We start from the raw sequence: 12,927 nt of genomic DNA, 5'->3' as shown, positions 1-12,927 counted from the left end.
CAGCTTCAATGGAGACCCACCATGACCGATGCAGCCAGGATTCGCGAACATATGGAAGTGATCGGCGCCGACGGCGTCCACATCGGCACCGTCGATAAGGTCGACGGGCAAAGAATCAAACTAACTAAACGCGACAGCGGTCAGGGGCGTCACAAGGGGCATCACCACTACGTGCCTCTCAGTCTGGTTGCCGAAATCGAGGGTCAGAAAGTACGGCTGTCGGCAAATTCGGACGTCGCGGTCACCTTCGAGGAAGAAAAGTCCGACCCAACCTGATCTCAGCGCATCTAGCGCGACGACCACACCGGAAACAGATCGCCGTCGGCGGGCGTCGCGGCATAGACGCCGCGGCTGATGGCGCGCGCCATGGTAGCGCCGGCGGCGGCGTAGAGGTCCATCGCGTCGTCGGCCGCGAGCTGAATGCCGCTCTTGCCTGTCGCCAATGCGAAGACCAGATCGCCGTCAGCCGGCGTATGGGTCGGCCAGATGGCGCGCACGAAGCCGTCATGTGCGGCAATCGCCAGGCGTTTGGCCGCGGCCTTGGTGAGGATCGCGTCGGTGGCGATGACGGCGATGGTGGTGTTGGCGCCGACGTGCCTGTCACGAAACTTCAGCAGGATTTCTCTTGCATCGTCCGGCATTGGCGACGGATAGCCAAGCCCACCAAACTCGTCGCCGATCTCGAAGGGTGCTGCCCAGAAATGGCGGGTTCGGGCAATCGTCACCGAGCCGGTCGGATTGACGGCGGCGAGCGCGCCGATGGTGACGCCGCTGTCGAGCACGGTCGAGGCCGAGCCGAGCCCGCCCTTCAGGCCGGACGTCAGCGCGCCGGTGCCGGCGCCGACGGTGCCGAGCGGAAAGTCGACGCCGGCAGTCTGTGCCGCCTTGTAGCCGAGGTCGCGGTAGGGCGGGAACCGGCCCCAGTCCTTGTCGCCGCCATTGCGCAGGTCGAACAGGATCGCCGCGGGCACGATCGGCACCCGAAAGCCGCCAACCTCGACGCCGATGCCTCTTTCACGCAATGCCGCCTGCACGCCGGAAGCGGCGTCGAGGCCAAAGGCCGAGCCGCCCGAGAGCACCACGGCATGGATTGCCTCGATCGCATTGTGCGGTTCGAGCAGGTCGGTTTCGCGGGTGCCCGGCGCGCCGCCCAGGACCTGGACACCAGCCACCGCCGGTTCGTCGCAAAGCACCGTGGTCACACCGGATTTCAGCCTGGCATCGGCGGCGTTGCCGACACGCAGGCCGGCGACATCGGTGACCAGGTTGCGCGGACCTGTACGGAACATCACTTGTCCTTTGCCGGCACGAAGCGGGCGCCGTCGAAACGGAAGGCGCGGAACGGATTTTGACTGAGATCGCCCTTTTCGTCGAAACGAACAGGACCGATCGCCGTGCTGAAATCATGCCCGCTGAGCAGGTCGGCCAGGCTCTTGCCGGAGGTCTCGGACGCCGCAGCGGCCGCCTTGGCGATCTCGACCGCCGCATAGGCCGGCAGCGCGTAGCCGTCCGGCACGACCTTTTGTGCGGCAAAGGCCCCCAGCACCTTGGGGTCGGCGACTTCAGCCCATTCCGGCGGCGCGATCATCAGCGTGCCCACGGCATAAGGCACGTCGCCGGGCGGCGCGCGCAGCGTTTCGCCGCCGGCAAATACAATGCCGGCATCGAGCTGGCCGCCGTCGCGGCCCATGATCGCGATGTCGCTGCCGTCGCCGCCGGCAAAGACGTGCGTCGCGCCGGCTTTCTTCAGCCGTCCGATCAGGCCGATCTGATTGTCGAGCTGTGGCCGGAACGTGTCGACGAACACCGGTTTCAGCGCCGCCTGCTCGGCGGCTGCCCGCAGCGTCTCGGCGATCTCGCGGCCATAGATCGTGCCGTCGTCGACGATGGCGAACAGCTCGTTCTGCCACAGGCTGGTCAGGATGGTGGCGACGGCGTTGCGCTCGTCGTCGCCACGCGGCGCGAACCGGTAGACCGGCCAGCCGGTCTTGGCGCGCTGGTCGGTCAGGCTTTCAGTGCGTACGCCGACGGTGATGACCGGTATGCCGGCGTCCTTCAGGATCGGCAATGCCGCCTCGATTGCCTCGGTGCAGAGAAAGCCGACGACGACGTTGACTTTCGCCGTGGCGAACTCCCTTGCGGCGGCCGCACCGCCGTCGGCCGTGCAGGCGTCGTCGACCGTCTTGATCTCGGCACCGTTCGCCTCGGCAGCAAGGCTGGCCCCGGCCTCGATCTGCTTGCCCAGAATGGCCGACGGTCCCGACAAGGGGGCTGCGACGCCGACCAGCAGCGTCTGGGCGCTTGCACCGCTGGCAAGAAACAGCCAGAGCAATGCAGCTATCGTCGTTATCCTGGGGCCCATTCGAGCGAAGAATTCCTCCGCGCCGGCAGTGTTTGTCGGCGCCTCTTCCCGCCAAGACCTAAAGGCTGGCCGGCCCTGGTGCAACACGCGAATTTCGGGATATGTGCCAAGTACTTCGCTTGTGGCATGCAATATCCCGCCATATATAGCGGTTGGGTTCGTCTAGTTCCAAACCATGGAAATCGCCGGTGCTGAAGAAGAACGACATAGGGCCGCAGGCCTATCGCGACGCGATGGCGCATTTTGCCGGCCACGTCCATGTGGTCACCACCGATGGCCTCGCCGGCAAGCGCGGCGCCACGGTGATCGCGGCCTGTTCGGTATCGGACACGCCGCCGACCATTCTGGTTTGCCTCAACCGCGAAAATCCCAAGAACGAGCCGTTTGTGATAAACGGCAATTTCGCCTTGAACACGCTGGCTTCGCACCAGGAGCCGCTGTCGATCGGTTTTTCCGGCATCACCGGCCTGCCGATCGAGGACCGTTTCGCGCTCGCCGAATGGGATGTCATCTCGACCGGCGCGCCAACATTGAAGGGCGCGCTAGCGGTGTTCGACTGCGAACTGATCGACACCAAGGACCTGGCCACCCATCGTGTGCTTTTTGGCAAGGTGACAGGCCTGCGTATCGGCGATAATTTGCGGCCGCTGATCTATCACGACCGCGGCTACCACGCTCTGTAGAGGCTCTCAATGGCTGCGGAGAAAGAATGACCGAGTTAAAACCGCGCCCCGCGCCGCGGACGATCGACGAGACGCTCGATCTCCTGACCGGTGCGGACTATGTGGCGGACCGGTCGCTGGCGACCGTGTTGTTTCTGTCGCTGCGCATGAAGCGGCCGCTCTTTCTCGAGGGCGAGGCCGGCGTCGGAAAGACCGAGATCGCCAAGGTGCTGGCGGAGGCGCTCGGCCGCCGGCTGATCCGCCTGCAATGCTACGAAGGCCTCGATGTTTCCTCCGCTGTCTACGAGTGGAATTACGCTGCGCAGATGATCGAGATCCGCATGGAAGAAGCGGCCGGCAAGGTCGACCGCTCGGCCATGGAGCGCAACGTCTTTTCCGAGAAATACCTGATCCGCCGCCCGGTGCTCGACGCGCTGACCGGCAAGGGCGGGGCTGCCCCGGTTTTCCTGATCGATGAGCTCGATCGCACTGACGAGGCCTTCGAGGCGTTCCTGCTGGAAATCCTCTCCGACTTCCAGGTGACGGTGCCCGAGCTCGGTACGATCAAGGCGGAAGAGTCGCCGATCGTCATCATCACCACCAACCGCACCCGCGAGATCCACGATGCGCTGAAGCGGCGCTGCCTCTATCACTGGGTCGACTATCCGAACGCCGAGCGCGAATTGGAAATCGTGCACAGAAAGGTGCCGCAGGCCAACAGCCGGCTGTCGGCCGAGGTTGTCTCGTTCATCCAGAAGCTGCGCCAGATCGAGCTGTTCAAGGTTCCGGGTGTCGCCGAGACCATCGATTGGGCCGGAGCGTTGACCGAACTCGACAAAGTGGCGCTGGACCCGGAAACGGTTTCCGACACGATCGGCGTGCTGTTGAAATACCAGGACGACATTGCCCGCATCGAGCAGGGCGAAGGCCGGCGCATCCTCAACGAGGTGAAAGCCGAGCTTTCGGCGGCGGAGTAGGGTTATGCAAGCGCCGCCTGTCGAACCAAAAGAGGCGACGGCGGACGGGCGGATTGCCGACAACATCGTCTATTTCGCCCGCACCTTGCGCAAGGCCGGCATGCGGGTCGGGCCGGCCTCGGTCAAGGATGCGATCGAGGCGGTGCTCGCCGCCGGCATCGGTTCCCGCGACGATTTCTACTGGACGCTGCACGCCGTGCTGGTGTCGCGGCATGAGGATCACGCCACCTACGACGAGGCCTTCCGACTGTTCTGGAAATCGCACGAGCTGATCGAAAAGATGCTGGCGATGTTTTCGCCGGTGGCGCCCGACAACCGCGAGAAGCAGAAGCCGCGCGCCGCGGAAAGCCGCGTCAGCCAGGCGATGTTCGAGGGCCACCGGAAGAACCAGCCAGTTCAGGAAATCCCCGAGATCGAGGTCGACGCCCGCTTCACCTTCTCCGGCAACGAGGTGCTGAGGGGCAAGGATTTTGCCCAGATGAATGCCGCCGAGATCGCTGACGCCAAGAAGGCGATCGCTCAGCTGCGGCTTCCCTTCGACATGGTTAGGACACGGCGTTTCAAATCCGATGCGCAGGGCCGCCGCATCGATCCGCGCGCCATGATGCGCTCTGCCGCGCGCACCGGCGGCGAGTTGATCCTGCCAAAATTCCGCTCAGCCCGCGAGGTTCATCCGCCGCTGGTGGTGCTTGCCGACATTTCCGGGTCGATGAGCCAGTACACGCGCATCTTCCTGCATTTCCTGCATGCCCTAACGGAACAGCGCCGGCGCGTGCATGCCTTCGTCTTCGGCACCAGGCTCACCAATCTGACGCGGCAGATGCGCCATCGCGACCCCGATGCGGCCCTTGCCGACTGCTCGGCGGCAGTCAAGGACTGGTCTGGCGGCACCCGCATCGGCGACACGCTGGCCGAATTCAACCGGCTGTGGTCGCGGCGCGTGCTGGGGCAGGGCGCCGTGGTGCTTCTGATCACCGACGGGCTGGAGCGCGACGATGTCGCCGGCCTGTCGGAGGAAATGGAGCGCCTGCACAAATCCTGCCGGCGGCTGATCTGGCTCAATCCTCTGCTGCGCTTTGATGGTTTCGAGGCTCGTGCTCGAGGCGTCAAGGCGATGCTGCCGCATGTCGACGAGTTCCGTTCGGTGCACAATCTCGATGCGCTCGCCGATCTCTGCGCGTCGCTGGACAAGAAGTCGGCGCGGTCAGTCGATCCGCGCCGGTGGATCGAGGCTGGCACGAAGCGCGCCGCATAACCACATGTCTGCCGAGGAGAAGGATCATGGAACACAGCATATACCTGGATGAAGCCCGCGATCCGCTGATTATCGCCGAAGCCTGGATGAAGGATGGCAAGGACGTCGCCGTTGCCACCGTTGTCGAGACCTGGGGCTCGGCGCCGAGGCCTGCCGGCAGCCATCTGGTCATCGACGCCGAAGGCAATTTCCATGGCTCCGTCTCGGGCGGCTGCGTCGAGGGCGCGGTGGTCGCCGAGGCGATCGACGTCATCGACAGCGGCCAGGCGAAGATGCTGGAATTCGGCGTCGCCGACGAGACCGCCTGGCAGGTCGGCCTGTCCTGCGGCGGCCGCATCAAGGTCTATGTCGAAAGGTTGGGTTAGAGCATGATCCCGAAATGTGGATGCCGGTTTTCGGATAAGATCATGCTCAAAGAAGAGATATTCGGATGGATCCGTACGCTTTAAAAACCCTCAACGCCGAACGCCGCGCCCGCCGCGCCGCGATCCTTGTCACCGACCTTGGCGACGGCCGCGACCGCATCGTGCGCGAGGGCGACCAGGTCGCCGGCGAATTGGGAGCTGCGGTCGCAAGGGCATTCCGCACCGGCAATTCCGGGTCAGTAGAGGCGGAGGGGCGAACCTTCTTCCTCAACGCGTACCTGCCGCAGCCGCGGCTGATTGTTATCGGAGCCGTCCATATCAGCCAGGCATTGGCGCCGATGGCCAAGATCGCCGGCTATCCCGTGGAAATCATCGACCCGCGCACGGCCTTTGCCACATCAGATCGCTTTCCCGATGTCGTGCTGCATGCCGAATGGCCTGAGGACGTCCTGAAGCGCCAGCCGCTCGACAGCTATACCGCGCTGGCCGCCATCACCCATGATCCGAAGATCGACGATTTCGCGCTGAAGGCGGCGCTCGATACCAACTGCTTCTATGTCGGGGCGCTCGGCAGCCGCAAGACCCATGCAAAGCGCGTCGAGCGCCTGCTGGCACTAGGCGCAACCGCCGACCAGATCGCCCGTATCCATGCGCCGATCGGCCTCGACATCGGTGCGGCGAGCCCGGCCGAGATTGCGGTTGCGGTGCTGGCGCAGGCGATCGAGGCGTTTCGTTCGCGCGGCCTGGAAGCGAAGGAAGCGGCGGCGTGAAGTTTGGGCCGATTCCAGTCGAGATGGCTGAAGGCGCGGTACTGGCACACGCCACCACGGCCGGAGAACGCCGCTTCCGCAAGGCGCACAGGCTGAGCTCCGACGATGTGTCGGTGTTGAAGGCGGCCGGGGTTAAGGAGGTCGTCGCGGCGGTTTTGGCTCCAGATGATCTCAGCGAGGACGCCGCCGCCGAAAAAATTGCCAAAAGCATGATCCACCGGAATGTCGAGACCAAGCCGGCGGCGACCGGCAGGGTTAACCTCCATGCCGCCGCGGCCGGCATATTCACCGTCGATGCGGCGGTGATCGACGCCATCAACGCCGTCGATCCGACCATCACCATCGCCACGCTGGCGCAGCACGCGCCGGTCGAAAAAGGTCAGATGGTCGCGACGGTCAAGATCATTCCCTTCGCCGTTGCCTCCGCTCTGGTCGATGCGGTGGCAAGGATCTGCGCCGGCGGCGAGATCTTTGCCGTCAATCCCTATCAGCCGGTGCGCGTCGGTGTGATCCAGACGGTTCTGCCCGGCCTCAAGCCAAGCATGCTCGACAAGACGCTGCGCGTCACCGAGGCGCGCCTTGCGCGCTCGGGCGGCCGGCTGACGGCGGAGCGCCGCACGCCGCATGAAGTGACCCCCGTTGCCGAGGCAGCGGTCTCGCTGGCGCGCGACAACGACATGGTGGTGATCTTCGGCGCCTCGGCGATGAGTGATTTCGGTGATGTCGTTCCGGCTGCGATCGAGAAAGCCGGCGGCACGGTTATCCGCGCCGGCATGCCGGTCGATCCCGGCAATCTTCTGGTGCTCGGCACGCTTGCTGGCAAGCGCGTCATCGGCGCGCCGGGCTGCGCCCGCAGCCCCAAGGAGAATGGCTTCGATTGGATTCTCGACCGCCTGATCGCCGGGCTCGACGTGACCGCCAGGGACATCGCCGGCATGGGTGTCGGCGGGCTGTTGATGGAAATCCCGACGCGGCCGCAGCCGCGCGAGCCGCTGCCGACCAGAGCCGAGCTGAAGGTCGACGTCGTGCTTCTGGCCGCCGGACGCTCCAGCCGCATGGGTGGGCCGAACAAGCTTCTGGCGCTGTTCGACGGCAATCCGCTGGTGCGCCGCACCGCCGAACGCGCGCTCGGCTCGAAAGCCTCGCGCACCGTCGTCGTCACCGGCCACCAACGCGAGCGTGTGCGCTCGGCATTGTCCGGCCTGGATATAACCTTCGCCGACAATTCCGATTTTGCCGACGGCCTGTCATCGTCGCTGAAGGCCGGCATCGCCCGGGTCGCGAACGACGCCGCCGGCGCCATGATCGTTCTCGGCGACATGCCGGGTGTCTCGTCGGCCGATCTCGACAGGCTTATCGACGCGTTCCGCAAGTCCGGCGGCCGGTCGGTCGTACGCGCCTCGCATGATGGCCGCCGCGGCAACCCGGTGCTGTTGCCGCGTTCGCTGTTTCCAGCGATCGCACATCTCGAAGGCGATACCGGCGCGCGCCATCTGGTCGAGGCCGAAGGGCTCGATGTGATCGATGTCGAGATCGGCGAGGGGGCAGCCGTCGATGTCGACACCCGCGAGGCGCTGGAAGGTGCCGGCGGCGTGCTGCAGGATTGACAAACCAAAGCCGAAAAACGCATGCCTGGGCATGGCTTTCCGTTTCCTTTCACTCTCCTCCGCGTCTTCACCCCCCTTTGGCCTGCCAGGCCAGAGGGGGCCCTGCGCCCTTCTGATCTCGATATTTTTCTTGTTTTCTTATACCGCTCACGCAGACGCTCTCGAATTAAAGCCCTTCAAGGACGACCTCTTCGCCTATCCGGCCACGCTCTCGTCCTCAGGCAACGGCGCTTATACGATCATCGACTATCGCGAACTGCGCGACATCAACGCTCGCGACGAAGTGCCCGAGCGTCGTGTGCACGCGCAATATACCGATACGAGCGTGCGCAAGGTGCAGCAGGATCTGCTGCTGAAGACCGATGCCGGCGACATCAGACACATCGCCGTCGGCAGGACAGAGGGCGCTGAAATCATCGTGCTCTACCTGCACGGGCAGGGCGGCAGCCGCAAGCAGGGCGCCGACGACTTCACCTTCGGCGGCAATTTCAATCGCATCAAGAACCTGATGGCTGGTAATGGCGGCCTCTATCTGTCGCCGGATTTTTCCGATTTCGGCGACAAGGGCGCGGCCGAGGTCGCAGCGCTGATCGATCATTACGCCGAACGTTCGCCCGGCGCGAAGATATTCGTCGCCTGTGGCTCGATGGGCGGTGCGCTGTGCTGGAAGCTTGCCGCCCGCAAGGACACGGGCGGCCGCATCGACGGGCTGCTGCTGCTCGGTTCGCTGTGGGACGAGAGTTTTTTCTCGAGCCCGGCGTTCAAGCGCCATGTGCCGGTTTTCTTCGGCCAGGGCAGCAAGGATCCGGTGTTTCCGGTCGAGAAGCAGGAAGCCTTCTTCCGCTCGATCCTTGCCAAGGCGAAAGCTTACCCGACCCGCTTCGTCCGTTTCGAGACCGGCACCCACGGCACGCCGATCCGCATGGCCGACTGGCGCGGCACGCTCAACTGGATGCTGTCGAAACCTTGAAGCTCGTCAAGGCGCGGTGTTGTAGTCGAGCACGGTCTGCGGATTGCTCTCGTCGTCATAGGACGCGTCGACGTCATATTGCACCAGGGAGAAATTGCCGTTGCGGAACAGGTAGGTACCGGTCGACGATGCATCGCCGATGCCGCGCCACTTGTTGAAGAACGAGATCGTCTTGGTGGCATCGTCATATTCGGAATTGACCAACTGGTCGTCGGTCTGGAAGCCGATGATGTTGACCGCCTGGACCTTGCCTTCGCTGTTGTTGTTTTCGTAGCGGATGTCGAGTTCCGGCGAAGCGAACTGCAACTGCCGAACCCCCGTTATGGCGTCATGGATGTAGTAGACGGCACCCTCATTGTAGGCACCCATCGAGCAGAAGAAGCGGAACAGACGCGTCTCGCGCTCCGGCTCGTCACTCGCCGAATCCGCCTCCTTGTAGTGGATAGAGTAGGCGTCCGGCTCGCCCACCGCCTTGCCGTCCGGCGTTTTCTTGTCGCACTGGTCGCCATAGGTCGCAGCGAAGGCCTTCTTGGCCTGCTCCAGCGCCTCATCTTTCTTGGGCGGCCGCGGACCGTCGCCGCAGCTTTCTGGTACCGCATCCTCGAAACCGGCCTTTGCCGGCTTCAGCGCCCCCTTGTCGATGAAGATCGGCCGGAACGGCGGTTCCTGGATCTGGGCGTTGACCTGGCGCAGCGTGTAGCAGCCGGCGAAGACCGCTTCGCTGCCGTCCTTGGCTGTCGCACGGATGGCGACCGGGACATTGAAATAGATGCTGCCGGCCGCACCTTCATCCGAGACGCCGCCGGTTTTGACTTCGACCTCGTCGGTGCCGTCATAGCCCTTGACGAAGCTGCCGAAATCCTTTGCCGGCTTGGTATCGCCGAAATAATCCCAGGCGCGCGCGAATTCGTGCCGGTTGATGGCGCTGTAGAACGAGCGGATGACCGCGGCTGCGTCCGACCTGTCGTCGACATAGGGCGCTTCGGCGGACAACGCCGATTGGCCGGTTACGGCAAGGGAGAAAGCAGTCGCTGCGAAAAGGGCGCTTCTCATCGGGAACCTCCACTCGATGGGGAACCCTACCATGCCGATTGCGGCGACGTGGTGACGCTTGAAGAATCGCTTGGGGAGGCGCTACGTCCAGCCTTCAGCGTTCCAACTGGATAGGAGATTTACGTGACCATATCGATGTACGAGGCATCCGTGCCGGTGTTTACGGCTAGGCTAAAGGCGCTGTCCAACGTCCTGTCGATAGCCGAGCAGAACGCGCTGGACCGCAAAATCGACCCGCAGGTGTTTTTGACCTCGAGGCTGGCGCCCGACATGTTCGCGCTAACCAGGCAGGTGCAGATCGCCACCGATCATGCCAAGGGCGCGCCTTCGCGGCTGGCCGGCCGCGAGGTGCCGAGATACGAAGACAACGAGGTGAGCTTCGCCGATCTGCAGGCGCGCATCGCCAAGACCGTCGATCATCTGGCGACGTTCTCGGCAGCCGACCTGGATGGCTCGGAGGAACGGATGATCGAACTCAGGCTCGCGGGACGCGAGGTTTCGCTGCGGGGCCTGCAGTATCTGCTGCACGCCGCCATGCCCAATTTCTATTTCCATGTGACCACGGCGCCTACGACATCCTGCGCCACAATGGCGTGCCGCTGAGCAAGGCAACTTTCCTTGGACGTTGAAAGCCGCCAGGAACCTCATGTTGAGATGTGGCTAAATCAGCGCAGCGACATTTCGCGAGCAATGCGCGGGAAATCGGCCGGCTTGATGCCGATATCGGCGCGGTCGGCACTGCTCATCGAGTGAAGCAGCGCCAGCGCTGCGCGATAACGCACATGTTCCTGCGGACGCGGACGAGCAAACATTTCAGTGAAGAACCCCATGATTCATGCCCCTTATTGGACCTCCACAAGCGTCAATATAGCCAAATTATTAAAATTGTGCAGTGCAGCATTTGCATGGCAGCTATGCCACGCAGCCTTTTTCGACCACAATCGACTTTCTCGTGAAACTTTTTCTGGGCGCGAACCGTAGGCTTCGACGCTGGCACATGGCCGGCTTTTCCTCGCCACTCCTGGCGGATTTCCGGACTGCATGAAGGTGCAGTCCGGCTTTTCGTATGTCAGTCCGAGCACCCTGGACCGTCAGCCTGGCGAGCGTCTAAATTGGTCAGGATCGGCCGCATTCATTTTTAACGAGCCGGCTCTATGCTGAGCGCCTGGATACACGCGCTTACGACAGGGGAGGCTGACATCGGCACCAGGGGCAAGAGGGATTTCGCTTCGTTGCTCGATGATCTCTTCGTCGCCCCCGACAAGGGCGAGGAGGCTGGCGCCCGGTCGTCGATACCGTTCGACTATCTGTCGGTGGCCGACGAGCTTCATTCCGGCCGCATCAAGCTTTCGGGGGAAACGTTTGCCGCAGAATATCGCGAAGCGGGCGCCGATCTGGCGAGCGAGTTCGTTGCTCTGCTCGACCAGGCAAAGCTGGCGCTCGCCGGCGAAGAGCTCAAGCCGGAGGAAAAGCTGCCGCCGATCGATCCCGAATCGATTGCCGTCGAACTTGGCCTCGACCAGCCGAAGCAAGTCGCCGATTTCGGCCGCATGCGCCGCAGTTTCGCCTTCGCCAACCATCCCGACCGTGTCGCCCCGCATCTGCGCCAGCGTGCCATGATCCGCATGCAGGTGGCCAACATGCTGATCGACGAGGCCAAGCGGCTCGCTCTGGCCGGCGCAAGGCGCTAATCTCCTAGGAAATCAAATAATCCTCGAGGGGGCCCAGGCTTGGAGAATATCCAGGCTTTCGATTATGCTGGGTTTTCCTCCCCGCGCTGTCGCGCAAAAGCTTTCCCCGCCGGAGAAAAATTCCATGCACAAACGCCGTCTCGGTCGGACCGATCTTCTTGTTTCCCAGATCTGCCTGGGATCGATGACCTGGGGCCAGCAGAACACCGAGGCTGATGGCCACTCGCAGATGGATCTGGCCTTTTCGCGCGGCGTCAATTTCATCGACACCGCCGAGCTCTACCCGATCCCGCCCAAGGCGGAGACGCAAGGGCGCACCGAGACAATCATCGGCAGCTGGATGAAGGCGAAGCGCAACCGCGACCAGGTGATCCTCGCCTCGAAAGTGGTTGGCCGCACCGCCAATATGTGGTTTCGTGGCAACCGCCCGTCGAGGCTGGTGCGTGCCGACATATTCGATGCCATCGACAAATCGCTGACCAGGCTGAACACCGATTATGTGGACCTCTATCAGATCCATTGGCCGGAACGCGATGTGCCGTGGGGCGCCAACCCGAACCGCATCGGCGCGGTGCCGCCGCGTTCCGATTCCGTTGGTGCACCGGCCGGCGAGACGCCGATCGCCGAGACGCTCGCCGTCTTCGACGAACTGGTGAAGGCCGGCAAGATCCGCTGTTTCGGCCTGTCGAACGAGAATTCCTGGGGCGTCATGCGCTTCGTCGCCGAATCCGACAAGGGCGTGGGACCGCGCGTTGCTTCGCTGCAAAACGCCTATAATTTCGTCAACCGCACCTTCGAGGTGAACCTCGCCGAGGTCTGCGACCGCGAGCAGGTCGCTATGCTCGCCTATTCGCCGTTGGGCCAAGGCTACCTGACCGGCAAATACGACCATGGTGCGCGCCCGCAGGGCTCGCGCTCGCAGCTCTTCAACCGCGGCCAGCGCTACGAGACGCCGAATGCCGCCGAGGTGCAGCTCGAGTACAACGAGCTGGCGCGCTCTTTCGGCCTGGAGCCGGCGCTGTTTGCCAATGCCTATGTCGCGAGCCGGCCCTTCGTCACCTCGAACATCATCGGCGCCACGACCATCTCGCAACTCGAGATGGCGCTGTCTTCCGTCGACGTGACCTGGACCGAGGACATGCAGAAGGCGGTCGATGCGATCCACCAGCGCGTCGGCAATCCGTGTCCGTGAGCGGGCCTGCCGGCGCTGGAGAG

The 12,927-nt window shown here is 63.6% G+C and carries 15 protein-coding genes; 11 read left to right on the top strand and 4 right to left on the bottom strand.

What is annotated here, in order from left to right; genetic code table 11:
- The first annotated feature begins 21 nt into the window (after positions 1–21).
- Entirely contained in the window at positions 22–276 is a 255-nt protein-coding gene (locus EN859_RS02010) for a DUF2171 domain-containing protein (protein ID WP_127852159.1), read from the top strand.
- 11 nt (positions 277–287) lie between these two features.
- On the opposite strand, the gene EN859_RS02005 is transcribed toward EN859_RS02010, so the two are convergent.
- Together EN859_RS02005 and EN859_RS02000 are read right to left on the bottom strand one after the other, a co-directional pair.
- On the bottom strand, positions 288–1,289 hold the full coding sequence (locus EN859_RS02005; protein ID WP_127852158.1) for a P1 family peptidase: 1,002 nt from the start codon (positions 1,287–1,289) through the stop codon (positions 288–290).
- Positions 1,289–2,362: a branched-chain amino acid ABC transporter substrate-binding protein gene (locus tag EN859_RS02000; protein WP_127852157.1), complete on the bottom strand. Its 1,074-nt coding sequence runs from the start codon at positions 2,360–2,362 to the stop codon at positions 1,289–1,291. The genes EN859_RS02005 and EN859_RS02000 overlap by 1 nt, the downstream gene beginning before the upstream one ends.
- A gap of 188 nt (positions 2,363–2,550) precedes the next feature.
- On the opposite strand from EN859_RS02000, the gene EN859_RS01995 reads away from it, so the two are divergent.
- From EN859_RS01995 to EN859_RS01965, 7 genes are all read left to right on the top strand, one after another.
- Positions 2,551–3,045 carry a flavin reductase gene (locus tag EN859_RS01995; protein WP_127852156.1) on the top strand — a complete coding sequence of 165 codons (495 nt, stop codon included), beginning with the start codon at positions 2,551–2,553 and terminating at the stop codon, positions 3,043–3,045.
- Positions 3,046–3,071: 26 nt separating this feature from the next.
- Complete coding sequence (locus EN859_RS01990; protein WP_127852155.1) at positions 3,072–4,001, top strand: MoxR family ATPase; 930 nt, start codon at positions 3,072–3,074, stop codon at positions 3,999–4,001.
- Positions 4,002–4,005: 4 nt separating this feature from the next.
- A complete protein-coding gene (locus EN859_RS01985) occupies positions 4,006–5,256 on the top strand; it encodes a VWA domain-containing protein (RefSeq protein WP_127852154.1) in 1,251 nt (416 codons plus the stop codon).
- A gap of 26 nt (positions 5,257–5,282) precedes the next feature.
- Positions 5,283–5,621 carry an XdhC family protein gene (locus EN859_RS01980; RefSeq protein ID WP_127852153.1) on the top strand — a complete coding sequence of 113 codons (339 nt, stop codon included), beginning with the start codon at positions 5,283–5,285 and terminating at the stop codon, positions 5,619–5,621.
- A gap of 65 nt (positions 5,622–5,686) precedes the next feature.
- Positions 5,687–6,391, top strand: a complete 705-nt coding sequence (locus EN859_RS01975; RefSeq protein WP_127852152.1) for an XdhC family protein — start codon at positions 5,687–5,689, stop codon at positions 6,389–6,391.
- Complete coding sequence (locus EN859_RS01970; protein WP_127852151.1) at positions 6,388–7,998, top strand: molybdopterin-binding/glycosyltransferase family 2 protein; 1,611 nt, start codon at positions 6,388–6,390, stop codon at positions 7,996–7,998. Before EN859_RS01975 ends, EN859_RS01970 begins: the two co-directional genes overlap by 4 nt.
- 121 nt (positions 7,999–8,119) lie before the next feature.
- Entirely contained in the window at positions 8,120–8,968 is an 849-nt protein-coding gene (locus EN859_RS01965) for an alpha/beta hydrolase (protein WP_127852304.1), read from the top strand.
- Positions 8,969–8,974: 6 nt separating this feature from the next.
- On the opposite strand, the gene EN859_RS01960 is transcribed toward EN859_RS01965, so the two are convergent.
- The gene (locus tag EN859_RS01960) at positions 8,975–10,021 is read right to left on the bottom strand and encodes a DUF1176 domain-containing protein (RefSeq protein ID WP_127852150.1); all 1,047 of its coding nucleotides are present in this window, start codon (positions 10,019–10,021) and stop codon (positions 8,975–8,977) included.
- A gap of 123 nt (positions 10,022–10,144) precedes the next feature.
- Between EN859_RS01960 and EN859_RS01955 the strand changes: the two genes are divergently transcribed.
- Positions 10,145–10,624: a DUF1993 family protein gene (locus EN859_RS01955; RefSeq protein ID WP_245525439.1), complete on the top strand. Its 480-nt coding sequence runs from the start codon at positions 10,145–10,147 to the stop codon at positions 10,622–10,624.
- A 62-nt stretch (positions 10,625–10,686) separates the two neighbouring features.
- On the opposite strand, the gene EN859_RS01950 is transcribed toward EN859_RS01955, so the two are convergent.
- Entirely contained in the window at positions 10,687–10,851 is a 165-nt protein-coding gene (locus EN859_RS01950) for a hypothetical protein (protein WP_127852149.1), read from the bottom strand.
- 402 nt (positions 10,852–11,253) lie between these two features.
- On the opposite strand from EN859_RS01950, the gene EN859_RS01945 reads away from it, so the two are divergent.
- Complete coding sequence (locus EN859_RS01945; protein ID WP_127852303.1) at positions 11,254–11,712, top strand: hypothetical protein; 459 nt, start codon at positions 11,254–11,256, stop codon at positions 11,710–11,712.
- Positions 11,713–11,836: 124 nt separating this feature from the next.
- A complete protein-coding gene (locus EN859_RS01940) occupies positions 11,837–12,904 on the top strand; it encodes an aldo/keto reductase (protein ID WP_127852148.1) in 1,068 nt (355 codons plus the stop codon).
- Positions 12,905–12,927: the final 23 nt, after the last annotated feature.

This window comes from Mesorhizobium sp. M00.F.Ca.ET.216.01.1.1, from assembly GCF_004010325.2.
Taxonomy (GTDB): Bacteria; Pseudomonadota; Alphaproteobacteria; order Rhizobiales; family Rhizobiaceae; genus Mesorhizobium.
The sequence above is the reverse complement of the archived record's forward strand: the minus strand, read 5'-3'. Positions and strand labels throughout refer to the sequence as shown.

Excerpts from the sequence above, each read along its gene's own strand:
- EN859_RS02010 (WP_127852159.1), top strand. The coding sequence starts at position 22 with ATGACCGATGCAGCCAGGATTCGCGAACATATGGAAGTGATCGGCGCC.
- EN859_RS02005 (WP_127852158.1), bottom strand. The coding sequence starts at position 1,289 with ATGTTCCGTACAGGTCCGCGCAACCTGGTCACCGATGTCGCCGGCCTG.
- EN859_RS02000 (WP_127852157.1), bottom strand. The coding sequence starts at position 2,362 with ATGGGCCCCAGGATAACGACGATAGCTGCATTGCTCTGGCTGTTTCTT.
- EN859_RS01990 (WP_127852155.1), top strand. The coding sequence starts at position 3,072 with ATGACCGAGTTAAAACCGCGCCCCGCGCCGCGGACGATCGACGAGACG.
- EN859_RS01985 (WP_127852154.1), top strand. The coding sequence starts at position 4,006 with ATGCAAGCGCCGCCTGTCGAACCAAAAGAGGCGACGGCGGACGGGCGG.
- EN859_RS01980 (WP_127852153.1), top strand. The coding sequence starts at position 5,283 with ATGGAACACAGCATATACCTGGATGAAGCCCGCGATCCGCTGATTATC.
- EN859_RS01975 (WP_127852152.1), top strand. The coding sequence starts at position 5,687 with ATGGATCCGTACGCTTTAAAAACCCTCAACGCCGAACGCCGCGCCCGC.
- EN859_RS01960 (WP_127852150.1), bottom strand. The coding sequence starts at position 10,021 with ATGAGAAGCGCCCTTTTCGCAGCGACTGCTTTCTCCCTTGCCGTAACC.
- EN859_RS01950 (WP_127852149.1), bottom strand. The coding sequence starts at position 10,851 with ATGGGGTTCTTCACTGAAATGTTTGCTCGTCCGCGTCCGCAGGAACAT.
- EN859_RS01940 (WP_127852148.1), top strand. The coding sequence starts at position 11,837 with ATGCACAAACGCCGTCTCGGTCGGACCGATCTTCTTGTTTCCCAGATC.